The organism is Kitasatospora sp. NPDC056783 (genome assembly GCF_042789895.1).
Taxonomy (GTDB): domain Bacteria; phylum Actinomycetota; class Actinomycetes; order Streptomycetales; family Streptomycetaceae; genus Kitasatospora.
On the sequence record NZ_JBHUAF010000101.1, the window covers coordinates 1 to 24,206 of the forward strand.

Below are 24,206 nucleotides of genomic sequence, written 5' to 3' on the forward strand. Positions count from 1 at the left end.
GCCGGGTGCCAGGGGACGGGCACCCGGCCGGCCGCTCGGCCGCTCGGCCGTTCGACCGCTCAGAGCTCGGCCGAGCGGGCTCAGCCGAACAGCTCGTCCAGCAGCCGCTGAGTCCGCTCCTGCGTCATCCCCTCACCGGTGCGGTACGCCGCCCCGTACGCGTCCTCGCCCAGCAGCCCCCGCAGCACGGCGGCCGACTGCTCGCGCTCGGTGCGGTCCAGGTAGCCGCCCTTCGGGCCGTTCAGCCCGCCGTGCGCACCGAGCAGCACGGCCGCCGTACGGGCCCGCTCCAGGTCGCCGTCCCGTTCGGCGAAGGCGCGCAGCACCCCGGCCGCGGCGGGCACCACCATGATCGTCATCTGCTCGGCGAACCCGGACGCCCTCGTCACCGAGAGCAGCGTCCGCCGCCCCTCGCGGAGCAGGGCGAGCCCCCGGTCCGGATCGCCGGACCGGGCGACGATCCAGCCCCGGGAGGCGGTGAGCATCCCGGACACGATGCTCGGCGCGGCGCTTGTCGGGGCGCCCGGCACGACGCCTCCCGCTCCGCCCCCCTCCAGCAGGTCCAGCTCGGCCAGGGCCCGCGGGTACTCCTCGCGCTGGGCGTGGAGGCCGGCCAGCGTCAGCCGGCCGAACAGCACCGCACCGGACGTGGCGTGGTTGGCGGTCAGCGGCCCGAGGCCCTCCACCGTCTCCCGGATGAGCCGCTCCCCGCCGTCCAGGTCCAGCTCCATCAGGGCGCCGCCGAGGTTCACCCGCAGGATCGGCACCTCCTGCGACGCCCCCAGCCGCTCGACCAGTTCGATCGCCCGCCGGTACGCGGCGACCGCCGCCTCGGCCTCGCCCCGGATGGCCAGCGACTCGCCCCGGGCCGACAGCGCCTGGGAGACGCCCCACAGGTTCCCGGCCTGCTCGAACAGCTCCAGGGAGCGCTCGCCGTCCCGGATGCCCTGCTCCCCGCCGCCCGGCCAGTCGTTCATCATCTTGGCCCGGATCTGCAGGATGAAGGCCAGGTCGTTCGCGCTGCCGTGCTCCTCGCAGCCGCGGACCGCGTCCTCCATCAGGTCGATCATCAGCTCCATGTGGCCGGTCAGGAAGGCGCCGAAGACCCGCATGATCGCCGGGAAGCGGTAGGACTGCGGCAGCTCCGGGGAGTAGACGTCCATCAGCCGCTGGGCGGTCTCGACCGCGGCCGGGTCGCCGAGGACCTCCAGGTTCCCCTCGAACATCCCGATCAGCCGGTACATCGTGAGCAGCCGGCGGGCCTCCTCGACCACGCCCTCGGGCATCGGGACGCCGTACTCCAGCACGTCGCGCTCCAGCGGCACCGCCGGCGGGGCGCCGGGGGCGAACGGGTCCCGGCCCAGGGCCGCGACCGCGTTGTACCAGCCGCGGGCCTCCAGGCCGTAGCCGCGCAGCGACCAGTACCAGCTCATGCCGATGGTCAGCACCAGCCCCTGTTGCTCGTCCCCGAGGTCGATCGCCCGGCGCAGCGCGGCCCGGATGTTGTCCTGTTCGCGGTCCAGCACCACCAGCCAGTGCAGCTGCCGGGGGCCGTGGACGTCCCGGCCGGCGGTGCCGACCATGGCGCGGAAGTGCGCCAGGTGGCGGGCCTCGGTGGCGGCGCGGTCGGCGGCGAACTCGGCGAGGCGCTCGGTCGCGTACTCGTGGATGGTCTCCAGCATCCGGTAGCGCGGCAGGCTGGCCCCGTCCAGGTCGGCGACCAGCAGCGACTTGTCGACCAGCGACAGCAGCAGGTCGGCGACCTCGCCGGAGGCCACCTCGGCGCCGTCGGCGCAGACCGCCTCGGCGTCCTCCAGCTGCCAGCCGCCCGCGAACACCGACAGCCGGCGCAGCACCGCCCGCTCCCGCTTGCCCAGCAGGTCCCAGCTCCAGTCGACCACCGCGCGCAGGGTCTGCTGGCGCGGCAGCAGGGTGCGGCTGCCCGCCGTGAGCAGCGCGAACCGGCCGTCGAGCCGGTCGGCTATCTGGCGCGCGGTCATCACCCGCAGCCGGGCGGCGGCCAGCTCGATGGCCAGCGGCAGCCCGTCCAGCCGGCGGCAGATCTCCGCGCAGGCCTCCGGGTCGCCCTGCGGGTCGAAGCCGGGACGGGCGGTGGCGGCGCGCTCGGCGAACAGCCGCAGCGCGACCGGGTCGGGCAGCGGCTCGACCGGCAGTACCGTTTCGCCGGGCACGCCCAGCGGCTCACGGCTGGTGGCGAGCACGGTCAGCCCGGGGCACTCGGCGAGCAGGACGTCGGCGAGGTCGGCGGCGGCCTGGATCAGGTGCTCGCAGTTGTCCAGGACGAGCAGCATTCGGCGGTGGGCGCAGTGCTCGACCAATCGGCGTACCGGGTCCTCGGCGCGCTTCTCGATCACCTCGGCGACCATGCTGTTGGTGTGGAGCACGATCTCGCGCAGGCCGAGCGCCGAGACCACGGCGGCGGGCACCGCGTCCGGGCTGTCCAGCGGGGCGAGTTCGGCCACCCAGACGCCGTCCGGCCAGTTCCCGACGGACTGCTCGGCGCGACCGGCCTCGGTCGACAGACTGGTCTTGCCGGAGCCGCCGGGGCCGGTGAGCGTCACCAGCCGACGGCTCGTCAGCATCCCGCGCAGGGCGGCGAGTTCGTCCTCCCGGCCGACGAAGCTGGTCAGCCGGCCGCGCACGTTGCCGCCGGGGCGCGGGGGCAGCGGCGCGTCCGGGACGGCCGGAGGCCGCTGAGCGGGCGGGGCGGCCGGGCCTGTCGGGGCCACCGGGTCCGTCGCGTCCGTCGGGGCGAGCAACTCGGCGTACAGGGAACGGAGTCGGCGGCCCGGGTCGACGCCGAGCTCCTCGGCCAGGGCGCGCCTGGTCCGCTCGTAGTGGCGCAGCGCCTCGGCCGTCCGGCCGCTCTCGTGCAGCGCCCGGAGCATCAGCAGCTGCAACGGTTCGTCCAGCGGCTGCCGCTCGCACAGCTCGGCGAGTTCTGCGACCAGCTCGGCGGCCCGGCCGAGGCCGAGGTCGGCGGTGATCCGGTGGCGGCGGGCCTCCTCGCGCTGGGCCTCCAGCCGGGCGGCCGGGCCGGTGCGGTCCGGCAGGTCGGCCAGGGCGGGGCCGCGCCACAGCGCCAGGGCGGCGAGCAGTTTCTCGGCGGCGAGCGGGTGGTCCTCGGTGTCCAGGGCCCGGCGGCCCTCGACGGCCAGCCGCTGGAAGTCGGCGAGGTCGCCGGACGGGCCGGTCAGCCAGTACCCGGCCGGACCGGAGCCGACCTCCTCCCGGCCGATGGTGCGGCGCAGCCGGCCGACCAGGGTCTGGAGGGCGGCGGAGGAGTCCTGCGGCGGCTCGGCCTCCCACACCTCGTCCACCAGTACGTCGGCCGGCACCGGCCGGCCCTGCCGCAGGGCCAGTGCGGCGAGCAGGGCCCGCAGCCGGGCGCCGCCGATGGGCACCGGGGTGCCGTCGTCGTGGTGGGCCGTCGTCGTCCCGAGGATGCCGTAGTACACCGGACCATTCTGGTCGATCGCCGGGGGAAGGGCCGCACCTTTGTGCCGGGCCCCGGGCCGCGCCCGGAACGCGACGGCGCGCTCGGACGTTCACCGGGAGCGGCTTGTCCGGTCACCGGCCCGCCCGGCATGATCGGACCCCTGCCCGCCTTCCTCGGACAACCCGGAGCTCTCCCGCCATGACCTTCGCCGCCACGCCGCGCTCCCGCAGCGAGGACCGCCGGATCAGCCCGGTGTTCTGGGTGCTCCTCGCCGCCCTCGGCACCTCCGGGTGGGCGCTCTACTCCGGCTACGGCAACATGCGGTTCGGGATCTTCCTGTTCGTGGTGACGGGCTGGATGGTCTCGCTCTGCCTCCACGAGTACGCCCACGCGCGCACCGCGCTGCACGGCGGCGACATCACCGTCGGCGCCAAGGGCTACCTGACCCTCAACCCGCTGAAGTACGCCAACGCGCTGCTCAGCTTCGTGCTGCCGATCGTGTTCATGCTGCTCGGCGGCATCGGTCTGCCCGGCGGCGCGGTCTGGATCGAGCGGCACCGCATCCAGGGGCGGCTCAAGCACAGCCTGGTCTCGGCGGCCGGGCCGCTGGTGAACCTGGTCGCCGCGGTGCTGATCCTGGTCCCCGTCAGCGCGGGCTGGCTGGACGACCCCGAGGTGCACACGACCTGGAACGGCTACGAGCTCATGGTCTCGCCGCTCGCCCTGGCGCTGGGCTTCCTCGGCATGCTCCAGTTGAGCGCGGCCCTGCTGAACCTGTTGCCGGTGCCGGGCCTGGACGGCTACGGGATCGTCGAGCCCTGGCTGTCGTACAAGACCCGGCGGGCGGTCGAGCCGTTCGCGCCGTACGGGATGCTCGCGGTGTTCGCCCTGCTCTGGCAGCCCCAGGTGAACAGGCTGTTCTTCGACGCCGTGTACGGCGTGATGGAGCTGCTCGGCGTCGACCGGGTGTACGCCCAGATCGGCCACGAGCTGTTCAGGTTCTGGACGGGCTGACCGGGGCCCTCCGGTCCGGTCAGCCCTGCTGGGCGAGCGCGGCGGCCTCGGCGATCTTCGCCCGGCGGCGGTTCATCCACAGCACGTTGCTGGCCACGCCGGCCATCGGCAGCCAGATCAGGCCCAGCCAGAAACCCTGGGTCAGCGAGAAGACGGCGGCGGCCAGCGCGAGGACGACGACGATCAGGGCGAGCACGGACGTGCGGGGCATGGCGGCGGACTCCTAGGACCGGGTACGGACGGCCGGGTTGCGGCCGGGACCCATTGTCGCCGACCTCACCTCCGGGACGGGCCCAGGGGTGAGGTCGACACGGCGGCCGGGGGTCAGACGTCGGTGATCCGCAGGCCCGCGTGGGCCTTGTAGCGGCGGTTGACCGAGATCAGGTTCGCCACCAGCGCCTCCACCTGGTGGGCGTTGCGCAGTCGGCCGGCGAAGACGCCGCGCATCCCGGGGATGCGCCCGGCCAGGCCGCGCACGACGTCGGTCGCCTCCCGGTCGTCGCCGAGCACCATGACGTCGGTGTCGATGGTCTCCACCGACTCGTCCTGGAGCAGCACCGCCGAGAGGTGGTGGAAGGCGGCGGTGACCCGGGAGTCCGGCAGCAGTGCGGCGGCCTGCTCGGCGGCGCTGCCCTCCTCCGGCTTCAGCGCGTAGGCGCCCTGCTTGTCGAAGCCGAGCGGGTTGACGCAGTCCACGACGATCTTGCCGACGAGGTCCTCGCGCAGCGCGGTCAGGGTCGCGGCGTGGCCGTCCCACGGGACCGCGATGATCACCACGTCGCTCTCCCGGGCGACGGTGGCGTTGTCGGAGCCGCGCACGCCGAGGCCCAGGTCGGCGGCCGAGGCCTCGGCCCGGGCGGTGTCGCGGGAGCCGATGATCACCTGCTGGCCGGCCTTGGCCAGCCGGAGGGCCAGGCCCCGCCCCTGGTCGCCGGTGCCGCCGAGGACACCGACCACCAACTGCGAGACGTCCGGCACCTCGTGGGCCGGGTTTGTCGCTGAATCGAGGGAAGTCATGGGCCGATCTTGCCAAATCCCCGGACCGGCGGGACATCCTGGCCCGCATGGACGCGCTGAGAGTTGCGGCACTCCGGGACCGGCTGACGGGAACGGGCTGGCTGGAGGCGGTCGGCGGCTTCGCCGGGGCGTTGCGCCACTCGGTGGAACGGCGCCGGGCGAGCGGACTGCTGCTGGTCGGCACCGAGGTGTACGAACCCTGGCACCTGGCCGCCCACCTGGACGACGAGGCCTCCTGGTCGGACGTCCCCCGGCTGGCGCCCACCCTGCTGCGGCACCATCCGTCGGCCGACGCCCCGGCCCACCTGACGCACGGACTGGCGCGGCTCACCGAGGCCGGGCGCGGCGCCACCGTGCTGGTGGTGGCCCCGGCGGCGGCCGGCGGCCCGCTGCTGGAGCGGCTCCACGACGCCCGGCGGCAGGGCGCGACGGTGCTCGCCCTGGACGGGGGCGGGGCCGGCGGCCCCGCCGATGCCACCGGCCCCGGCGACTTCGCCGAGCTCCGCGGCCTCGCGCACGAGCTGCTGGCCGTCGGCACCGCCGACGAGGAGCCCTTCGACCTCGCCCAGCACCTGGTCAGTGTGGCCGCCGGACAGCGCAGCGGCCGCCGCTCCGTCCGGGACCGGCTCGCCGGTCTCGCCGGGCGGCTCTCGGCGCCGACGATCAGCCGCTGGTGAGTCGGGGGCCGCCCGCCCGTCGGTTCAGCGCCCGGTTCAGCGCCCGGTTCACCGCCCCGGTTCACCGCCCCGTCGAAAACCCTTTGCGGGACCGGGCGCCGCCCGTCGAGGATGACCGTTCGTGAGCGCCGACGAACCACCGCAGCCCCCCGCCCCCGGCCGCGCCCGGAGGCTGCTGGGTTCGCTGACACCCGACCTCTCCCCCTGGCGCGCCTCACGCGACTTCCGCTACCTGTGGACCTCCGGCTGCATCACCAGCTTCGGCGGCTTCCTGACCCTCGTCGCGGTGCCGATGCAGATCAAGGAGCTCACCGGCTCCTCGTTCGCGGTCGGCCTGATCGGTGCCGTCGAACTCGTGCCGCTGATCGTCTTCGGCCTGTGGGGCGGGGCCCTCGCCGACGCCCTGGACCGCCGCAAGCTGGTGCTGCGGTCGGAGGTCGCGCTCGGCCTGCTGGCCGGGCTGCTGCTGCTCAACGCCCTGCTGCCGAACCCGCTGCTCTGGCCGATCTACCTGGTCGCCGCGCTGGTCGCGGCCGCCGACGGCATCCAGCGCCCGGCACTGGACTCCCTGCTGCCCCGGCTCGTCCAGCACCAGCACCTGACCGCCGCGTTCGCCCTCAGGTCGCTGTACCACAACGCCGCTTCGGTGGCCGGTCCGGCGCTGGCCGGTGTCGTGGTGGCCTTCGCCGGGGTGCAGACCGCGTACGCGCTGGACGTCCTCTCCTTCGCCGTCTCACTGCTGCTGCTCGTCCGGATCAAGGCGGTACCGCCGCCGACCGGGGCCGAACGGCCGTCGGTCCGGGCGGTGTTGACGGGTGTGCGCTACGCGTGGAGCCGCAAGGACCTGCTCGGCACCTACGCGATCGACGTCTGCGCCATGCTGTTCGCCTACCCGGTGGCCGTCTTCCCCTTCCTGGCCTCGGAGTTGGGGGCGGACTGGGCGCTCGGCCCGATGTACGCGGCCTCGGCCCTGGGCGCCCTGCTGGTCGGCGCGACCAGCGGCTGGACCTCCCGCGTCCACCGGCACGGGCGGCTGCTGGTGGTCGCCGCCGTCGCCTGGGGCGCGTCGATGGCCCTCGCCGGACTGACCGAGCACATCTGGGTGGTGCTGCTCGGCCTGGCGCTGGCCGGCGGCGCCGACGAGATCAGCGGGCTCGCCCGCTCGACCATGTGGAACCAGTCCATCCCGGACGAGGTCCGCGGCCGGATGGCCGGGGTCGAACTGCTCAGCTACTCCGTCGGACCCCAGCTCGGCCAGGTCCGGGCCGGCACCATGGCCGGGCTGGTCGGCGTGCGCGCCGCGGTCTGGGCCGGCGGCGCGGCCTGCGTGGTCGCCGTCCTCGCCGTCGCCGCCGCCCTGCCGAAGCTCCTCGCCTACGACGACCGCACCGACCCGCACGCCGCCGCCGTCCGCGCCGAACACGAGCGCGCCGCGCGGGAGGCCGCCCCGGCGACCTGACGAGCCCGCCGGCCGGGGCGTCCTCGACGCTCCGTCAGGTCCCGTGGGCCGTGGGGCGGTGGCCGACGCGGACGGCCCGGACCACCGACCGCCCGTCGGGTGTACACCTGCGCCCCGGCCGGGGCTACTCGGCGCCCTCGCCCTTCGGCCGGTCGCTCCAGCGCGGGTCGTCGCGCCACTCCCGGTTGCGCTCGTCCGCGATCCGCAGGGCCTGGGCGGCCTCCTCGGGGGTGGCGTACGGGCCCAGGCGGTCCTTCGCCGGGCACTCCGGGCCCTCCTCCACCTTGTTGTGCTTGATGCAGTAGAACCACTCACCGGGCTTGCCGGTCGGCTTGCGGTTGAATCCGAGGGGCATGGCGCTCTCCCGTTCCGAAGGATGGGTCGGTACCGATCATTCCCCGCCCGGGAACGGGCCGCACACCGCCCGGGGGCGGCGGGGGCCGGCGACTAGACTCGCGGCATGGCTCTCGTACCCGGCACCCAGTCCCCCACCCGCAAGGTCCCGGCGCACATCGCGCGCCCCGAGTACGTCGGCAAGCCCGCGCCGACGCCGTACACCGGGCCCGAGGTGCAGACCGCCGAGACGGTCGAGAAGATGCGGATCGCCGGCGGGATCGCCGCCCGGGCGATGGAGGAGGCGGCCAAGCTGATCGCCCCCGGCGTCACCACCGACGCCCTGGACGCCGTCGCCCACGCGTACATGTGCGACCACGGCGCCTACCCGTCCGACCTCGGCTACCGGGGCTTCCCCAAGTCCGTCTGCACCTCGATCAACGAGGTGATCTGCCACGGCATCCCGGACTCGACCGTGCTCCAGGACGGCGACATCGTCAACATCGACGCCACCGCGTACATCCACGGGGTGCACGGCGACCTCAACGCCACCTACCTGGTCGGCGACGTGGACGAGGAGTCCCGGCTGCTGGTCGAGCGCACCCGGGAATCCCTCGCCCGGGCGATCAAGGCGGTCAAGCCCGGCCGTCAGATCAACGTCATCGGGCGGGTCATCGAGTCCTACGCCAAGCGCTTCGACTACGGCGTGGTGCGGGACTTCACCGGGCACGGCATCAACACGTCGTTCCACTCCGGCCTGATCATCCCGCACTACGACAGCGAGCGGGCCACCGAGGTGATCAAGCCGGGCATGACCTTCACCATCGAGCCGATGCTGACCCTGGGCACCTACGACTACGAGATCTGGCCGGACGGCTGGACGGTCGTCACCAAGGACCGCAAGCGCACCGCCCAGTTCGAGCACACCCTGGTGGTCACGGCGGACGGCGCGGAGATCCTCACCCTGCCGTAACGGCACGGCGTCGCGCCGGGGCGCCCGGGTGCCGTCAGCCGATCAGCCACTGCTCCTCGGCCACGGCGCCCACCTCGGTGCAGGCGTCGGTGAGCACGTCCAGGACGCGCAGCGGGTCCGGCAGCGGCTGCTCGGGCCCACGCAGCCACCGCACCCGGGAGCCGTCCGGCAGCGCGGCCGGCGGCAGCAGGGTGTACGAGCCGCGGCAGTGCCAACGCAGGCCGGGGTGCTCGGACATGGTGTCGGGGGTGGAGTCGAGCGCGCTCGGCCACCACTCGTCCTCGTCCTGCGGGGTGCCGCGGGTGGCGGTGAAGAACAGGTAGCGGTCCTCGCCGACGGCGGCGACCGGGCCCTCGACGCCCAGCGCCGTCAGCCGCTCCAGCGCGAGCCGTCCGGCCTCGACCGGGACGTCCAGCACGTCGTGCACCCGGCCGGTGGCGGTGACGAAGTTGGCTTCCGGGTCACGGGCGAGCCAGCGGGAGAGCTGCTCGGTGTCGGTGGTGGCCTGGGTCTGCCAGGCGAAGGAGACCGGATGCTGGGCCGGGGCCGGACAGGCCACCCGGTCACAGGAACACCGGTAGCCGGCCGGATGGGCGGCCGGCGCGAGCGGGAATCCGGCGCGCACCGCGCCGAGCAGCTGATCGAGTCCGGCGGCCGGCCCGTCCGCGCCCCCCGCCCGCTGACGATCACGCTTCTGCCACCAGGTCGTCCACCTGCTGCCGGCTTCCATCGGGCCCCTTCCGCGCAACTGCCGTGCCTGGTGCGACACAGCGTTCGACGTACCACTCGACGCAACGCACGGCGCCCCCGTCTGCTTCCCGGGGTGCTCGGCCCTGACGTCCGCGCCCTGTCGGCCGCGGCCCGGGGTCACCGGACGGCCGACGCCCGGGTCACGCTACGCAGTCGCGGCAGCACGCTGTCCGCGCCAAATCGGCCGGAGGGCGCGCGGATTCGCGCCTCGCCCGACCCGTACGGGGCCCGCTGACCCGGGTGGACCCCGAGGGCGTAACAGGAAGGATAAGGGTGCGGAGGGCCTCCGGATGACCGGGGGCGGTGCCTCTCCGGTCACACTCGCGGCGCCGGCCCCCGGCTCCCCCGGTTCCCCGCCCCGGGGCCGGTCCCGGGCCACCCCCGGAGGTGAGACCCTGGAGGGATGAAGAGCGCGGACACCGCATTCGTCGGCGGCCCCCTGGACGGACGGGTCCTCCCCATCCCGCTGGGCCCGATGCTCGGCGTGCCCAAGAAGTACAAGGTCCCGGTCCCCGCGCACGACGGGGTGCCCGCGCGCACACTGGTGTACGTCCGGAGCAAGCAGGTTCGGGGCCTGAGCTGGTTCTGGCGCTACGAGTACGACGAGGCGGCCTCCGGCTGACGGCCGCCGCCTCCCGCGAACTCTCCCCCGGGAGGCCGGCATGGCGAGGACGGTACGGCACCGGCGGAACCACTCCGGAGCGGTCGCCCACCACAACCGGCAGGTCGCCGGGGTGACGGCGGTCCTGCTCGCGGCGATCTGCGTCTACACGGTGGTGATCGGTCCGGACGCCTGGCTCTGGTTCGGCTGGGCGGTGCTGCTGCTGGTGTGCCTGGCGCTGTTCGCGATCCACCCCTGAGCACCGCCCGCCCCCGGGCCGGTCAGTCGTCCTCGGCGAGGATCAGGTACAGCTTCTTGCGGGCCTCGGTCAGCACCGCCAGGCCCTTGGTGCGCTGCGCCGGGGTCCCGGTGGCCATGACCTGGCGGATCGCCTGGTCGACGGCGGCGAGTGCCTGCCCGACCTCCTGGACGGCCTCCCAGTCGACCTCCCGGCCGGCCTCCGCCCACGGCTCGGCGGGTCCGGCGTCGGCCTCGGCGCGGCCCGCCTCGGTGAGCGAGACCAGCCGCTTGCCGCCGACCTCCTCCGCGGTGATCAGACCCTCCTCCTCCAGCAGCTGGAGGTTGGGGTAGATCGACCCCGGGCTGGGCCGCCAGGCCCCGCCGGTCCGCTCGGCGATCTCGGCGATCATCTCGTAGCCGTGCATCGGCCGCTCCTTGAGCAGAGCCAGCAGCGAGGCCCGGACGTCACCGCGCCGGGCCCGGCCGCCGCGCCGCGCGTGCGGACCGCCGCGCCGGCCGCCGTGTCCGCCGAAGCCGTGCCCGTACGGGCCGCCCATCGGCCGGCCGGGGCCGCCGCCGAACGGCGGGCCGAACCCGCCGAACGCCTCCCGGCCCTCGGTGCCCGCCCCGGGCATCCCCCGGAACTCCGGGCCCGGACCGCGGCGCCGGCCTCCGCCGCGCGGCCCCTCCCAGCGGAATCGTCCGTCCTGACGTTCTGAGCGCATCGCGCCCACCTCCTGGAATCCATGAGGTTCATGAGGTTCGACGAAACAGTCGAGTCACTGTCTCGATAGCTCGACGATATATCGGCGACTGTCGCTCGTCAACGATCCGACACGCCCGCGAACCGGCGCGAACTCCCCGAGCAGCCGCTACGGTGGCGGGCATGGCCGCAGAACGAGACCTTGCGACGCTGCTACGCGGGATGAGCCCGCAGCTCAACCCGGGGCGGTACGTCTACTGCACGCTCCCCGCACGGGTGCCCGCCGGCATGCGGCCGGTGGTGACCGTCGCCGAACCCGAAGGGGTGACGGTGGTGGTCACCCAGGAGGAGGCGGACGCGCTCGGGCTGCGCTACGAGTACGTCGCGGCCTGGATCACCCTGCGGATCCACTCCGCCCTGGAGGCCGTCGGCCTCACCGCCGCCGTCTCCGGCCGCCTCGCCGAGGACGGCATCAGCTGCAACGTGGTGGCCGGCTTCCACCACGACCACCTGTTCGTCGCCGCCGACGACGCCGACCGCGCCGTCCGGGCCCTGGAGGAACTCGCCGCCCGCTCCGCCTGACGACGCCGAGTGGCCGTCTCCCCGGAAGCCTCCAAGACTGGAGGTGACCGCGCGGCGACCCAGAGCCGCCGGCCCCACCGGAAGGAGACGGCCGCCATGGCCATCTGCGTCACCTGCGGCAACGACTACTGGCTGGCCTTCGAGATCAGGACGGTCACCGGCGACACCTACACCTTCGACAGCTTCGAGTGCGCGATGGAGAAGCTCGCCCCGCGCTGCGAGCAGTGCGACGTCCGGATCGTCGGCCACGGCGTCGAAGTCGCCGGCATGTTCTTCTGCTGCGCCCACTGCGCCCGCGTCAACGGCGGCCTCGGCGACCAGATCCGCGACGCCGTCGGCGCCCACCCCGCGTAGGAGGGAAGCCCGGCCGCCTCCTCGACCCGCCGGGCCACGTCGCCACCCGAGCCCTCCGGCGCCGGCCGCCCCCACCGTGACGCCGGCCGACGCACGAGGGCCCTCCGGTCCGCGCGACTGGCGCGGACCGGAGGGCCTTCGAAGGTTCGGGCGACGGAAGAGTCGGCCTGTACGCCGGGTTCTGTCTCCTGGGCCGCTCGCGCGGCCCGGGGAGGCGGCCATCCATCTAGGACTGCCGTTGCCGACAGCCTCGTGCGGTCTACCCGCGAGTTCGGGCGAGCAGCCCTCGAACACTCGCGCACGGCACCCGAGGGCACCGATCTTGACCTTGCTCCAGGTGGGGTTTACCTAGCCGGCCGGGTCACCCCGGTCGCTGGTGGTCTCTTACACCACCGTTTCACCCTTACCCACCACGTGAAGCGGTGGGCGGTCTGTTTTCTGTGGCACTGTCCCGCGGGTCACCCCGGGTGGGCGTTACCCACCACCCTGCTCTGTGGAGCCCGGACGTTCCTCGGCGGGTCTGGGACCCGTCGCGACCGCCCGGCCGGCTCTTCCGCCGTAGTGGTCATCGTAGCCGCTCGGGCGGCGCCTCCCGTACACCGGACCGGGCGGCCGGCACCTCGGAGCCGAGGCGGGCGGCCACCCGGGCCGCCGACGCGCTCGCCCGGGCGGTGGTGGTGGCCAGACCCAGGACCAGGACGGCGCCGCCGAGGCCGGCCAGGATCCACCAGCCCACGTGGCTGGCCGGGGCGAACCCGGTCGCGACCGAACCGGCCACGGCCGAGGTGACGACCGTACCGATCACCGCCACGCCCAGCGACTGGCCGATCTGACGGCTGGTCGAGGCCACCGCGGCCGCCACACCCGCCTGGGCGCGCGGCATGCCGGACACCGCGGCGTTGGTGATCGGCGCGTTCACCATGCCGAAGCCGAAGCCGAACAGCGCGTACGCGACCAGCAGCAGCGCCGCCGGGGAGTCGGCGGCGAGCCGGGTGAGCAGCAGCCCGCTGGCGGCGATGCCGAGCCCGGCCGCCACCAGCGGCACCCGCGGGCCGCGGCTGCCGACGATCCGCCCGGACAGCGGCGCGCAGACCAGCATCATCCCGGCCATCGGCAGCGTCCACAGGCCGGCCTCGACCGGGCTGTAGTGCCGGACGTCCTGGAGGTAGAGGGTGCTGAGGAAGAGGAAGCCGCCGAGCGAGGCGAAGGCGCAGACCGCGGTGACGGCGGCGCCGGTGAACGGCGCGCTGGCGAAGAACCGCGGGTCCACCAGCGGTTCGGCCACCCGCCGTTCCCAGAGCGGGAAGACGATCAGCGCGGCCACCGCGGTCGCGGTCAGGGCGAGGATCAGCGGGGAGGTCCAGCCGTTGCCCGGGCCCTCGATGATCGCGGCGGTGCCGCAGCCGAGCAGCACGATCATCAGCAGCTGCCCCACCGGGTCCAGCCGGCGCGCGCGGGGCGCGCGGGACTCCGGGACGTAGCGGGCGGTCAGCGCGATGGCGGCGAGCGCCACCGGGACGTTGATCAGGAAGATCGACGGCCAGCCCGCGCCGTCCACCAGGAAGCCGCCGAGCAGCGGGCCGAGCGCCATCGAGATGCCGACCACGCCGCCCCAGACGCCGATCGCCCGGGCCCGCTCCTTCGGGTCGGTGAAGGTGTTGGTGATGATCGACATCGCCACCGGGTTGAGCATCGAGCCGCCCACCGCCTGGAGCGCCCGGAACGCCACCAGCCACCCCAGGCTGGGCGCCAGGCTGCACAGCAGCGAGCCGAGCGCGAAGCAGACCAGGCCGGTCTGGAACACCCGGCGGCGGCCGAAGCGGTCGGCCACCGAGCCGAACAGCATCAGCAGCGAGGCCAGCACCAGGGTGTAGGCGTCGATGATCCACTGGAGTCCGGACGCCGGGGCGTCCAGGTCCCGCTGGATCACCGGCAGGGCGATGTTCACCACGGTGTTGTCGAGGCCGACGATGAACAGGCTCAGGCAGCAGATCGCGAGGACGAGCAGCCGGCGGCGCGGTCCGGGGACGGGCGACTGGGGATCGGGCACGGACCGATCCTCCCACCGCGGGCCGGACCGGGGCGGACGGACGGCCCGTCCGGGTGGCGGCGCCGGGGCGGACCGGACCGGACGGGGGCGGACGGGGCGCGGACGGGGCCGGCGTAAGGGCTCGTACGGTGGGGGGACGTGGCCGTGTACGAAGGGGGTTCGGGCGATGAGCGGTGCCGTGCGGGTGGCCGGGGGCGTGGTGGCGGGAGTGCTGGGGGCGACCGGGGTGCTGCACGCGGTGTGGGCGGTGACGCCCTGGCCGCTGCGGACGCCGGAGGAGTTCGCGGACACCGTGGTGGGGGCGGGCGGGGGAGTGCCTCCGGCAGCGGCCTGCCTCGCGGTGGCCGGGGCACTGGGAGCCGGGGCGTACCTGGTGGCGGCGGAGGCCGGGGTGCTGCCGGCGGTGGGGCCGGCGTGCCTGCGACGGGCCGGGGTACGGGCGGTGGCGGGGGTGATGCTGGCGCGCGGGGTGGCCGGGCCGGTGGTGTTCGGGCGGGTGAGCGAGCGTTCGGCGCGTTTCCGGCGGCTGAACGTCCGGTACTACTCGCCGCTGTGCGTGGCGCTGGGGGCCGGGGCCGCGGTGGTCGCGGGGGCGGGGGCGGGACGGCGGCCGCAGTAGGGTGGCGGGGTTCGCCGCCAATCGTCGAGGGAGTCCGCTGTGCTGGTGCTGTTGCCGCCGTCCGAGGGCAAGGCCGGGTCCGGGGACGGCGCGCCGGTGGCGCTGGACGGGCTGTCGCTGCCCGGGCTGACGGCGGCGCGCGGTGCGGTGCTGGACGCGCTGGTGGGCCTGTGCCGGGGCGACGAGGACACCGCCGCCGAGGTGCTCGGCCTCTCCCCCGGCCTGCGCGGCGAGATCGCCAAGAACGCCGGGCTGCCGACGGCCGGTGCCCGTCCGGCGGGCGAGGTGTACACCGGGGTGCTGTTCGACAACCTCGGTCTGGCCACCCTGGACGCCGCCGCGTACGACCGGGCCGGGCGCTCGCTGCTGGTCTTCTCCGGCCTCTGGGGCGCCGTGCGGATCTCCGACCGGATTCCGTCCTACCGCTGCTCGATGGGCGTGAAGCTCCCCGAGCTGGGGGCGCTCGGGGCGTACTGGCGGAGCGCGATGACCTCCGTGCTTCCGGAGGTCGCGGACGGGCTGGTGCTGGACCTGCGCAGCTCCGCCTACGCGGCGGCCTGGAAGCCGTCCGGCGAGGTGGCCTCGCGGACCGCGACCGTCCGGGTGCTCCAGGAACGGAACGGCAAGCGCGGCGTGGTCAGCCACTTCAACAAGGCGACCAAGGGGCGGATCGTCCGGGACCTGCTGACGGCCGGGGCCGAGCCGAAGACCCCCGGCGAGCTGATGGACGCGCTGCTGGAGCTGGGCCACCGCGTCGAACTCGCGGCGGAGGGCACCGCCCGCAAGCCGTGGCAGCTGGACGTGGTGGTCACCGAGGTGCACTGAGGCCGGGACGTGCCGGGACCGGGACGTGCCGGGACCGGGGCGCACCGATGAGGCCGGTGCACCCCGGTGGGGTCAGCGCAGGTGCGAGGTGTCGTTGAGCAGCCGCACCGAGGCGTTGCCGTCCGCGTAGTACTGGACGGCGCAGATCGAGGCGGCGGACAGCTCCATCCGGTACATCGAGTCCGGCGGGGCGCCGAGCGCCAGCCGGACCAGGGTCTTGATCGGGCTGACGTGCGAGACCACCAGCACGGTCTTCCCCGCGTACCGGGCGAGGATCTTGTCCCGGGCGACGCCGGCCCGGTGGGTCAGCGTGGTGAAGCTCTCGCCGCCGCCGGTCGGCTTGGCCTTGGCGGAGCCGAGCCAGGCGGTCAGGTCGTCCGGGTAACGCTCCCGCACCTCGGCGAAGGTCAGGCCCTCCCAGTCGCCGAAGTCGACCTCGCGCAGCCCGTCCTCGTACCGGACCTCCAGGCCGAGCCGGGCGGCGACGGTCTCGGCGGTCTGCCGGGTGCGGCGCATCGGGGAGGCGACGACCGCCTGGACGCTGCCGCGCGCGGCGAAGGCCTCGGCGGCCCGCTCGGCCTGCCAGCGGCCCTTGTCGGAGAGCTCCGGGTCGCTGCCGCCGCTGCCGGAGAAACGCTTCTCCGGGGTGAGCGGGGTCTCGCCGTGGCGCAGCAGGACGAAGGTGGTGGGGGTGCCCAGGTCGGCGGGCGCGGCCCAGCCGGCCTTGGGGGCGGCGGTCTCCGGCGGCGGCTCTTCGGTGGTGGCGGCGGCGACGGCCTTGCGGGGTTCCCACTGGCGCCCGGCCTTGCCCGCGTCCATCGCCTCGTTGGCCAGCCGGTCGGCGTCCTTGTTCCGCTCGCGCGGGATCCAGGTGTACGCGACCCGGCCGCGCGGGAAGACGGTGCGCGCCTCGGCGGCGAGCGGCTGCATGTCGGGGTGCTTGATCTTCCAGCGCCCGGACATCTGCTCGACGACCAGCTTGGAGTCCATCCGGACGTCCACCGAGGCGTCCGGGTCCAGCTCGCGGGCGGCCCTCAGCCCGGCGATCAGACCCTTGTACTCGGCCACGTTGTTGGTGGCGTGGCCGATGAACTCGGCGGCCTCGGCGATGATCTGCCCGGTGTCCCCGTCGCGGACCACCGCGCCGTAGCCGGCCGGCCCCGGGTTGCCCCGGGACCCGCCGTCGGCTTCGACGATGAAGCGCGCCGCCACCGGCTCAGGCGCCCGAGTCGGCGGTGCGGACCAGGATCCGCGAGCAGTTCTCGCAGCGGACCACCTTGTCGGCCGGCTCGGCCTTGATGGCGTTCAGCTCGGTGATCGAGAACTCGGTGCGGCAGCCCTCGCAGCGGCGCTGGTAGAGACGGGCCGCGCCGACGCCGCCCTGGGTCTCGCGCAGCTTGGTGTAGACCTTCAGCAGGTCGGCCGGGATGACGGTGGCGACGGTCTCGCGGTCGCGCTTGACCTTGTCGGCCTCGGTGTCGATCTCGGCGAAGGAGGCGTCGCGGCGGCCCTCGGCCTCCTTGAGCACGACGGTGGAGTGCTCCAGGCGGGCGGACAGCTCCTCGACCCGGGTGACGGCGCTCTCCTGGCGCTCCATGACCTCCAGCACGACCTCCTCCAGGTCGGCCTGGCGCTTGGCGAGCGAGCCGATCTCGTGCTGGAGGTTCTCCAGGTCCTTCGGCGAGGTGATCGCGCCGGAGTCCAGGCGCTGCTGGTTGCGGTCGGCACGGGTGCGGACCTGCTCGACGTCCTGCTCGGCCTTGGTCAGCTCGCGGGCGGTGTCGCCCTTCTGGGCCTCGGCGGCGACGACGAGGTCCTTGAGCGCGGTGTGGTCGGCGGTGGCCTTGTCGATCTCGGCGTGCTCGGGCAGGCTCCGGCGCCGGTGGGCCAGCTGGTCGAGCTTCGAGTCGATGGCCTGGAGGTCGAGCAGGCGGATCTGGTCGGCGGGCGCGGCGTTCAAGCGGAGAGCTCCTGTGAATCGGGTCAGGCGGTGAAGGACATGGGGGCGTGCGCGGTCCACGGGTCGGTGACCCGGTGGGAGACCTTGGTCTCCACGGCCCAGCCGCGCCCGTCGGCGGCGGCCAGCAGGGCCCGCTCGGCCAGGGCGAGCCAGGGCCACTCGGTGGCCCAGTGGGCGGCGTCGAGCAGCGCGACGGGCGCCGCCTCGGTGGCCTCGGAGGCCGGGTGGTGGCGCAGGTCGGCCGTCAGGTAGGCGTCCACGCCGGCCGCCCGGACGTCCGCGAGGAAGCCGTCGCCCGAGCCGCCGCACACCGCGACCAGGCTGACCAGCCGGTCCGGGGCGCCGGAGACGCGGACGCCGGCGGCGGTGGCGGGCAGGCCCTTCGCGACCTGGGCGGCGAAGGCGGCCAGGGTCAGCGGGGGCTCCAGCAGGCCGATCCGGCCGCTGCCGCGGCGGCCCAGCGGGTCGCTCGGGTCCGCCACCAGCGGGCCGGTGACCCGAAGGCCGACCGCCTCGGCGAGCGCGTCCGAGACGCCCGGGTCGGCGTGGTCGGCGTTGGTGTGGGCGACGTGCAGGGCGATGCCGTTGGTGATCAGCGTGTGCACCACCCGGCCCTTGAAGCCGGTGGCGGCGACGCTGGTGGTGCCGCGCAGGTAGAGGGGGTGGTGGGTGACCACGAGGTCGGCGCCCCACTCCACGGCCTCGTCGACGACCGCCTGGACGGGGTCGACGGCGAACAGCACGCGGCTGACCTCGGCCTGAGGGTCTCCGCAGACCAGGCCGACGGCGTCCCAGGACTCCGCCCACTGCGGCGGGTAGACCTCTTCGAGCGCGGTGATGACGTCGGACAGTTTCGGCACCTGTCGAGACTACCGTGCGCACGGGGGCGTCCGGGCCCCGGCCGGTTCGGGGGTGGGCGGGGGACCACGGTCGCGGGTGCCCGGACGCGGGTGTCACGGGCGTACGGGTGCGCGTCAATCCGCGACAGGAGGCGCTCGGCCGGCTCCGCGCGCTCCGCGTGTGCTCGCGCGCCGGGCGCCCGTTACTCACAGCAGGGTTCTCGCACGCATGCGGAACCACACCTTTGCACCCTTACGAGTGAAGTGACCGAATCCCTGTTGAGCCGCCGGTTTTCCCGAAACTAACTTCACTCCTGCGAAGGGGAGTTGCCCCGAGGCCCCGAGAGGAGGGCCGGACGGGCACCCCCCGCGGCGCGGGCCCGGCTCCGTCGGTCAGCAGGCGTCGGTCGAGGACGCCGGCCGAGGGTGCCCCGGGCTCCGCCGGTCGAGAGGCCTCGTCCTCATCGCCCCGGACGGAGCAACCACCGAGGCGGCAACAGACGAAGGGATGTGAAGGCGCATGGGGTCGGACACATCGCTGCGCGCTGCTGCGGGCGGGGCATCGACGGGGCGCGGACCGGATGCGGCCGGTTCGTGGCCCGGGGTGACGCGGGCGGCACCGGCCGGCGCCGGAGGCCCGGGAGGCCGCGGTGACGGGGAGGTCACCGTCGGTGGCTTCCGGCGTCCGGTCGGGCCGTCCGCGTCACCCTCACCGCCGGGCCGGGGGCCGGCGCCCCTCCCCCTCCCGCCGGTCGGGCGGGACGAACCCGCCCCCCTGGTGCAGGAACGAATCACCGGACAGCCGTCGGACGATGGGACGGCCGTGCGACCGGCCCCGGCACCACTGGCCGGGCACCGGTTCCCCCATGATGCGGGCGGGGTGAGCGGAGCGTGAACGTGGCCACCCGGACCGCGACCCGGGCCCTGCGCCGGGCCGGCTTCACCTTCGCCGCCGACGGCGGCCACGCCGCCTGCCTGGCCTCCTTCGCCGACAGCGGCTGGTACGCGGAGAGCTGGCGGCTGCCGCAGGACGGCGGACCGGCCGTGCCGACCGCGCTGCCACTGCCCGGCAACCGCTCGGAGAGCCCTCGCTCCCAACTGCTCGCCCTGCCGGACGGCTCGGTGCTGATCTGCCGGCACGACGGCGAACGACACGACCTGATCCGCCTCTCCGCCGGCGGGAACGCCACCGTGGAGGAGCGGTTGGGGTCGGTGCGGATGACCGGACTGCGCCTGCTGCCGCTCCCGGCGGCACCCGGGTCCGGCCCCCGGACGCCGGTGGCGGTCGCGCTCGGCAGCGACACCCGCCCGGCGACCACCGCCTGGCTGGTGCGGACGGACGGCAGCGAGCCCGAGCGGGTCGCCGAGATCCCGGGCCTGCACGGCGGCGGCACCTGGCTGGACCGCACCGGCACGCTGCTCGCGCTGGACCGGGTGAACGCGGGCCTGATCCGCAGCGTGGTGCTCGACCTGCGCGGCGGCGACCGCACCACCCCGCTGCTGGAGATCGGCCCGCGGAGCAACGACCGGCTGGTGCTGTTCGACCCGGACAGCCGGTTCGCCATGGTGCGCAGCGACGCGCCCGGCTCCGACCGGCTCGGCTGGGGCGTCCTCGGCACCGGGGAACCACTGCGGTTCCCGGAATGCCTGCACGTCGCAGGCCTGCCACTGCGGCCGGTCGCGCTGCGCACCGGAGCGGACGGCCCCCGGGTCGCGGTGCAGATCGACCACGGCGCGGGCTCCGCGCTCGCGCTGTGGCGGCCGTCGGCCGGGCGGCTGGACCCGCTGCCGGTGCCGCCCGGACGGCTCGGCACGGTCGGGCACTGGGGCGGGGCGGGGCTGCGGCTGCCGTACTCCTCGCCCGACCACCCGGCGGCGCTGGCCACCCTGGACGTGGACGCGCTGCTGGCGCACGGCCCGCTCCCGCCCGTCTCCGGCCCGGCGCCGCTCCCGCTCCAACTCGCCCCGCTGGCCTCGGGGTTGCCCGGACCGTGGCAGAACGCCGGGCCGCCCTGGCAGCCCGGCGGGGTGCGCCCGGTCAGCACCGAGCCGGCCGGCTGGCGGCTCGACGGCAGCCCCCCGCCCGGTGAAGGCGGCCGCTGGCAGCCCGCGCAGAGCCTCGAACTGGCCGGCCCGGCGGGGCCGTTGGAGGCCGTGGTGTACGGCGGGGACGCCTGGCTGAGCAGCCCGCACCTGGTACTGGCGCTGCACGGCGGCCCGGCGGACGCCTGGCGGCTGGAGTTCGACCCGGCGCTCCAGCGGATGGCCGCCGAGGGCCTGGCGGTGGTCGCGCCGAACCAGCGCGGCTCCACCGGCTACGGCGTGGCGCACGCGCTGGCCATCCGGGGCGCCTGGGGCGGGCCCGACCTGGACGACGTGCTGCACCTGCTGGACGGCATCGCCGGCCAGCGCGCCGCGCTCGGCCTGGAACCGCCGGCCCTCTTCGGGGTCAGCTACGGCGCCTTCCTGGCGCTGCTGGCGGCCGCGCACGCGCCGGCCGAGCAGGTCTCCCGCTGCGCGGTGGTCGCGCCGTTCCTGTCCGGTGCCCGGCTGCTGGCCGAAGCGGCGCCGCCGGTCCGGGCGTTGACCACCCGGCTGGGCGGCGGCGAACCGATCGCCGACGCCCGGGGACCGCGCGACCTCATGCAGCTGGCGCACCGGCTGAACGCGCCGCTGCTGATGGTGCACGGCAGCCGGGACGAGGTGGTGCCGGTGAGCCAGTCCCGCGCGCTGCGGCACGAGTTGCTGCGGATCGGCCGGGTCGAGGGCGAGGACTTCCGGTACGTCGAGGCGGCCGGCTCCGGACACGAGGTGCTCGCGGACGAGGGCGCCGCCGTGCTGCACGAACTGCTGGCCGCGTTCCTGCGGACCGGCCGTCCGGGCTGAGCCGACCTCGCCGGGCCGTCCGGGCCGAGCCGCCCGAACCTGCCCGGGGACGACAGGTGCGTTCGACCCACGGCACGCTGGGCGATCCGGGTGAACTCGCCGCGGCCCGGGCGCGGCCGGCGCGCCGCCGCCGGACGGCCCGCAGGCGCCCGGCGGACCGGTCCGGCGATCGCCAAGTGCCGCCCCCGGCGCGCCGCGAGCCGGTCGGCCACCCGCCCGTTCCGACGCCCCGGACCAGCACAGGACGCGCGTCAGGATCTCGCATAGGATCTCGTCCGTCCCGGCCGTTTCGGTGGCCGGGGCGGGCCGCGATCACCGGCTACGGGCGCGTACCGAGCGCCCGATCGGGGACCGGGCCGTGCGCCACCCGCGCCGGCCGGGCGCCGATGACCTGCACCCTCCGCACGGAAAAGACGAATCTCATGTCCGACACCCTCACCGACACCACCGGACCCGCGGTTACCGGGACCGACGCCGACGAGAAGACGGCCAAGGACGCCGCCGCGTACGGCCGCCACCGCGGTGGCTCCGCCGCCGACGACAGCCCGGAGACCGACCCGCACGGCCGCCACCGCGCGGCCGGGGCGCGGGGCTGACCGCACCCGCACGACCTCCGAGGGCCCGTGGTGGAGAGCAGCCGCTCATCCCGCGGGCCCTCGCCGCGTGTCCGTACGCCCCGTCGAGCCGCCTCAGCCCATCGTCACGACCGTGCGCAGCGCCTCCCCGCCGCGCATCTGCGCGAGCGCCTCGTTGACCTGCGCGAGCCCCACCCGGTGGGTGACCATGCCGTCGAGGTCGATCCGTCCGGCCCGCCAGAGGTCCACGACCAGTCCGACGGTGCGCGCCACCGTCGCCCCGCCGTAGAGCGAGGGCAGCAGGCGCTTCTCGTTGAAGAACAGCTCGCCCATGGTGAACCGCGCGAGGTCGTCCTGCGCGCCCGCGCCGATCACCACCACCGCGCCGCCGCGCCGGGCGGCCTCGTAGCCGGCCCGGACGGTGGCCGCGCGGCCGACCGCCTCGAAGACGTAGTCGAAGCCGCCGCCGGGCAGCCGCTTGGCCGCCGCCTTCAGCTCCTCGGGCGCTATCGCCTCGGTGGCACCGAAGGCCAGGGCGCGTTCGCGGCGCGAGGCCACCGGGTCGACCACGGTGATCCGTCCGGCGCCGCAGACCCGGGCGCCCTGCACGGTGGCCACCCCGACCCCGCCCGCCCCGATCACCGCGACGGAGGCGCCGGGCTCGACCCGGGCGGTGTTGACGGCGGCGCCGATGCCCGTGGTCACCCCGCAGCCGATCAGCGCGGCGGCCTCGTAGGGGAGGTCGGCGGGCACCTTGATGACGGCGTTCGCCGCGACCACGACCTCCTCGGCGAAGGCCCCGGTGCCGTAGAAGCCGGAGGCGCTCAGCCCTCCCTCGGCGATCAGGAAACCCGGGGCGCCGAGACCGCGCAGGCTGGCGACGCACAGGTGGCCCCGGTCGCGCAGGCAGTGGTCGCAGCGGCCGCACGGGGCCATCCAGCAGAGTGCCACCCGGTCTCCGACGGCGAGGCCGGTGACGCCCTCGCCGACCTCCACCACGTCGCCGGCGCCCTCGTGCCCGGGGACGAACGGAGCGGGCTGGGGCAGCACGCCGCTCATCGCGGAGAGGTCCGAGTGGCAGAGGCTCGCGGCGCGCATCCGGACCCGCACGGTGCCCGGTCCGAAGCCGATCGCCGTCACGTCCTCGCGGACGTCGAGGGTCTCCTGGCCGGTCTTGTGCAGGACGGCTGCGCGCATGGTGCTGCTCCCGGGGTTCCTGGTGTCTGCCTCGGATCGGCGGTCGCGCCGATTCTGGCACGGGCGGCGGCTCGCGACGAGAACGCGTTCCACCCCCGGGGGCCGCCCCCGCTCCCCGGCGCGGCGGCACCCACTACCGTCGAGTAGGGTCCGTGCACGTCCGCCCACACCCTGCCCCGAGGAGCACCGCATGTCCGACCTGCTGGAGAGGGCCGCGGCCCCGGCGCCCGAGGTGCTGGCGGCGTTCGAGTCGGCCACCGGTTTCATGCCGTCGGACGAGGGGCTCGCGCTGTACGCGGCGGCGCTGACGGCGGCCGGCACCACCGGGCTGCCGGTGCTGGAGATCGGCACCTACTGCGGCCGCTCGGCGATCCTGCTCGCGGCGGCGGCCCGGGAGGCCGGGACGGTCGCGCTGACCGTCGACCACCACCGCGGCTCGGAGGAGCAGCAGCCCGGCTGGGAGTACCACGACCCGAGCCTGGTCGACCCCGAGGTCGGGCTGATGGACACCTTGCCGCGCTTCCGCCGCACCCTGCACGCCGCCGGGCTGGAGGAGTACGTGGTGGCCCTGGTCGGCCGCTCGCCGCGGATCGCCGCGCTCTGGGGGCGCCCGCTGGGCCTGGTGTTCATCGACGGCGGCCACACCGACGAGCACGCGAGCGGTGACTACGAGGGCTGGGTGCCGCACCTGGCGCCGGAGGGCCTGCTGGTGGTGCACGACGTCTTCCCGGACCCTGCGGACGGCGGCCAGGCTCCGTACCGGGTGTACCTGCGGGCGCTCGACGAGGGCTTCGAGGAGGTCTCGGTGACCGGCTCCCTGCGCGTCCTGCGCCGCGCCGCCCGGTAGGAACCGCCGTCCCCGCCGCCCCGCCCCGATGCTCTAACGTCGTGCCGGGGCTGTCGGGCGTGGATTCGAACGGTACGGTGGCGCGCAGCACCAGGCAGAGCATCGGCGGACGGTGGGGGCCAGCAGCGACATGACGGACCAGCAGAACAGCGCTCCGGCGGTCTGGGACCCCACCGCGCGCGGCGGCGCCGGCGGCTGGGTGCGTGGCCCGCAGCGCGCTGCCGGCGGCGGGCCCGGCCCGGAGG

Annotated in this window: 24 protein-coding genes and 1 other RNA gene; 13 read left to right on the forward strand and 12 right to left on the reverse strand. The window is 75.1% G+C overall.

Annotated features, from left to right (window positions below):
- Positions 1-80: 80 nt before the first annotated feature.
- Positions 81-3,479 (reverse strand): BTAD domain-containing putative transcriptional regulator, encoded by a 3,399-nt coding sequence (locus ACFRMQ_RS17045; RefSeq protein WP_380731260.1) that lies wholly within the window; start codon positions 3,477-3,479, stop codon positions 81-83.
- Positions 3,480-3,658: 179 nt separating this feature from the next.
- On the opposite strand from ACFRMQ_RS17045, the gene ACFRMQ_RS17050 reads away from it, so the two are divergent.
- Entirely contained in the window at positions 3,659-4,474 is an 816-nt protein-coding gene (locus tag ACFRMQ_RS17050; protein WP_380731261.1) for a site-2 protease family protein, read from the forward strand.
- A 19-nt stretch (positions 4,475-4,493) separates the two neighbouring features.
- On the opposite strand, the gene ACFRMQ_RS17055 is transcribed toward ACFRMQ_RS17050, so the two are convergent.
- Together ACFRMQ_RS17055 and npdG are read right to left on the reverse strand one after the other, a co-directional pair.
- Positions 4,494-4,685: a hypothetical protein gene (locus ACFRMQ_RS17055; protein ID WP_380731262.1), complete on the reverse strand. Its 192-nt coding sequence runs from the start codon at positions 4,683-4,685 to the stop codon at positions 4,494-4,496.
- A gap of 113 nt (positions 4,686-4,798) precedes the next feature.
- Complete coding sequence (npdG, locus tag ACFRMQ_RS17060; RefSeq protein WP_380731263.1) at positions 4,799-5,491, reverse strand: NADPH-dependent F420 reductase; 693 nt, start codon at positions 5,489-5,491, stop codon at positions 4,799-4,801.
- A 47-nt stretch (positions 5,492-5,538) separates the two neighbouring features.
- Between npdG and ACFRMQ_RS17065 the strand changes: the two genes are divergently transcribed.
- Both ACFRMQ_RS17065 and ACFRMQ_RS17070 read left to right on the forward strand, forming a co-directional pair.
- A complete protein-coding gene (locus ACFRMQ_RS17065; RefSeq protein WP_380731264.1) occupies positions 5,539-6,168 on the forward strand; it encodes a hypothetical protein in 630 nt (209 codons plus the stop codon).
- 121 nt (positions 6,169-6,289) lie between these two features.
- Positions 6,290-7,627, forward strand: coding sequence for an MFS transporter (locus tag ACFRMQ_RS17070; RefSeq protein ID WP_380731265.1), 1,338 nt, complete (start codon positions 6,290-6,292; stop codon positions 7,625-7,627).
- 124 nt (positions 7,628-7,751) lie between these two features.
- On the opposite strand, the gene ACFRMQ_RS17075 is transcribed toward ACFRMQ_RS17070, so the two are convergent.
- Positions 7,752-7,982, reverse strand: coding sequence for a hypothetical protein (locus ACFRMQ_RS17075; RefSeq protein ID WP_380731266.1), 231 nt, complete (start codon positions 7,980-7,982; stop codon positions 7,752-7,754).
- Between the two features lie 105 nt (positions 7,983-8,087).
- Here ACFRMQ_RS17075 and map point away from each other — a divergent pair, with 105 nt between their 5' ends.
- A complete protein-coding gene (gene map, locus ACFRMQ_RS17080) occupies positions 8,088-8,933 on the forward strand; it encodes a type I methionyl aminopeptidase (RefSeq protein ID WP_380731267.1) in 846 nt (281 codons plus the stop codon).
- A 34-nt stretch (positions 8,934-8,967) separates the two neighbouring features.
- Here map and ACFRMQ_RS17085 read toward each other — a convergent pair whose 3' ends face one another.
- Positions 8,968-9,663 carry a bifunctional DNA primase/polymerase gene (locus ACFRMQ_RS17085; protein ID WP_380731268.1) on the reverse strand — a complete coding sequence of 232 codons (696 nt, stop codon included), beginning with the start codon at positions 9,661-9,663 and terminating at the stop codon, positions 8,968-8,970.
- 423 nt (positions 9,664-10,086) lie between these two features.
- On the opposite strand from ACFRMQ_RS17085, the gene ACFRMQ_RS17090 reads away from it, so the two are divergent.
- Positions 10,087-10,305 (forward strand): hypothetical protein, encoded by a 219-nt coding sequence (locus tag ACFRMQ_RS17090; RefSeq protein WP_380697809.1) that lies wholly within the window; start codon positions 10,087-10,089, stop codon positions 10,303-10,305.
- Positions 10,306-10,345: 40 nt separating this feature from the next.
- Positions 10,346-10,543, forward strand: a complete 198-nt coding sequence (locus tag ACFRMQ_RS17095; protein WP_380731269.1) for a hypothetical protein — start codon at positions 10,346-10,348, stop codon at positions 10,541-10,543.
- Positions 10,544-10,565: 22 nt separating this feature from the next.
- Here ACFRMQ_RS17095 and ACFRMQ_RS17100 read toward each other — a convergent pair whose 3' ends face one another.
- The gene (locus ACFRMQ_RS17100; protein WP_380731270.1) at positions 10,566-11,249 is read right to left on the reverse strand and encodes a PadR family transcriptional regulator; all 684 of its coding nucleotides are present in this window, start codon (positions 11,247-11,249) and stop codon (positions 10,566-10,568) included.
- Positions 11,250-11,410: 161 nt separating this feature from the next.
- Between ACFRMQ_RS17100 and ACFRMQ_RS17105 the strand changes: the two genes are divergently transcribed.
- Together ACFRMQ_RS17105 and ACFRMQ_RS17110 are read left to right on the forward strand one after the other, a co-directional pair.
- Positions 11,411-11,809 carry an ACT domain-containing protein gene (locus tag ACFRMQ_RS17105; protein WP_380731271.1) on the forward strand — a complete coding sequence of 133 codons (399 nt, stop codon included), beginning with the start codon at positions 11,411-11,413 and terminating at the stop codon, positions 11,807-11,809.
- Positions 11,810-11,905: 96 nt separating this feature from the next.
- Complete coding sequence (locus ACFRMQ_RS17110) at positions 11,906-12,163, forward strand: Prokaryotic metallothionein (protein ID WP_380731272.1); 258 nt, start codon at positions 11,906-11,908, stop codon at positions 12,161-12,163.
- A gap of 154 nt (positions 12,164-12,317) precedes the next feature.
- Here the strand turns inward: ACFRMQ_RS17110 and rnpB are convergent.
- Together rnpB and ACFRMQ_RS17120 are read right to left on the reverse strand one after the other, a co-directional pair.
- An RNA gene (rnpB, locus tag ACFRMQ_RS17115) (RNase P RNA component class A) lies at positions 12,318-12,715 on the reverse strand.
- Positions 12,716-12,728: 13 nt separating this feature from the next.
- Positions 12,729-14,213, reverse strand: a complete 1,485-nt coding sequence (locus ACFRMQ_RS17120; protein WP_380731273.1) for an MFS transporter — start codon at positions 14,211-14,213, stop codon at positions 12,729-12,731.
- A gap of 166 nt (positions 14,214-14,379) precedes the next feature.
- Here ACFRMQ_RS17120 and ACFRMQ_RS17125 point away from each other — a divergent pair, with 166 nt between their 5' ends.
- On the forward strand, positions 14,380-14,832 hold the full coding sequence (locus tag ACFRMQ_RS17125; RefSeq protein ID WP_380731274.1) for a DUF3995 domain-containing protein: 453 nt from the start codon (positions 14,380-14,382) through the stop codon (positions 14,830-14,832).
- A gap of 39 nt (positions 14,833-14,871) precedes the next feature.
- Positions 14,872-15,657 (forward strand): peroxide stress protein YaaA, encoded by a 786-nt coding sequence (gene yaaA, locus ACFRMQ_RS17130; protein ID WP_380731275.1) that lies wholly within the window; start codon positions 14,872-14,874, stop codon positions 15,655-15,657.
- A gap of 72 nt (positions 15,658-15,729) precedes the next feature.
- On the opposite strand, the gene ACFRMQ_RS17135 is transcribed toward yaaA, so the two are convergent.
- The 3 genes from ACFRMQ_RS17135 to ACFRMQ_RS17145 are packed head-to-tail and all read right to left on the reverse strand — an operon-like array spanning position 15,730 to position 18,477.
- Positions 15,730-16,869: a bifunctional RNase H/acid phosphatase gene (locus tag ACFRMQ_RS17135; RefSeq protein ID WP_380731276.1), complete on the reverse strand. Its 1,140-nt coding sequence runs from the start codon at positions 16,867-16,869 to the stop codon at positions 15,730-15,732.
- 4 nt (positions 16,870-16,873) lie between these two features.
- Positions 16,874-17,617 carry a zinc ribbon domain-containing protein gene (locus tag ACFRMQ_RS17140; RefSeq protein WP_380731277.1) on the reverse strand — a complete coding sequence of 248 codons (744 nt, stop codon included), beginning with the start codon at positions 17,615-17,617 and terminating at the stop codon, positions 16,874-16,876.
- A 23-nt stretch (positions 17,618-17,640) separates the two neighbouring features.
- A complete protein-coding gene (locus tag ACFRMQ_RS17145) occupies positions 17,641-18,477 on the reverse strand; it encodes a Nif3-like dinuclear metal center hexameric protein (protein ID WP_380731278.1) in 837 nt (278 codons plus the stop codon).
- A gap of 876 nt (positions 18,478-19,353) precedes the next feature.
- Here ACFRMQ_RS17145 and ACFRMQ_RS17150 point away from each other — a divergent pair.
- Positions 19,354-21,342, forward strand: a complete 1,989-nt coding sequence (locus tag ACFRMQ_RS17150) for an alpha/beta hydrolase family protein (RefSeq protein ID WP_380731279.1) — start codon at positions 19,354-19,356, stop codon at positions 21,340-21,342.
- Positions 21,343-21,764: 422 nt separating this feature from the next.
- Positions 21,765-21,938: a hypothetical protein gene (locus ACFRMQ_RS17155; protein ID WP_380731280.1), complete on the forward strand. Its 174-nt coding sequence runs from the start codon at positions 21,765-21,767 to the stop codon at positions 21,936-21,938.
- A gap of 93 nt (positions 21,939-22,031) precedes the next feature.
- Here the strand turns inward: ACFRMQ_RS17155 and ACFRMQ_RS17160 are convergent, their stop codons facing one another.
- Entirely contained in the window at positions 22,032-23,114 is a 1,083-nt protein-coding gene (locus ACFRMQ_RS17160; protein ID WP_380731281.1) for an alcohol dehydrogenase catalytic domain-containing protein, read from the reverse strand.
- 190 nt (positions 23,115-23,304) lie between these two features.
- Here ACFRMQ_RS17160 and ACFRMQ_RS17165 point away from each other — a divergent pair, with 190 nt between their 5' ends.
- A complete protein-coding gene (locus tag ACFRMQ_RS17165) occupies positions 23,305-23,961 on the forward strand; it encodes a class I SAM-dependent methyltransferase (RefSeq protein ID WP_380731282.1) in 657 nt (218 codons plus the stop codon).
- The last annotated feature ends 245 nt before the right edge of the window (positions 23,962-24,206 follow it).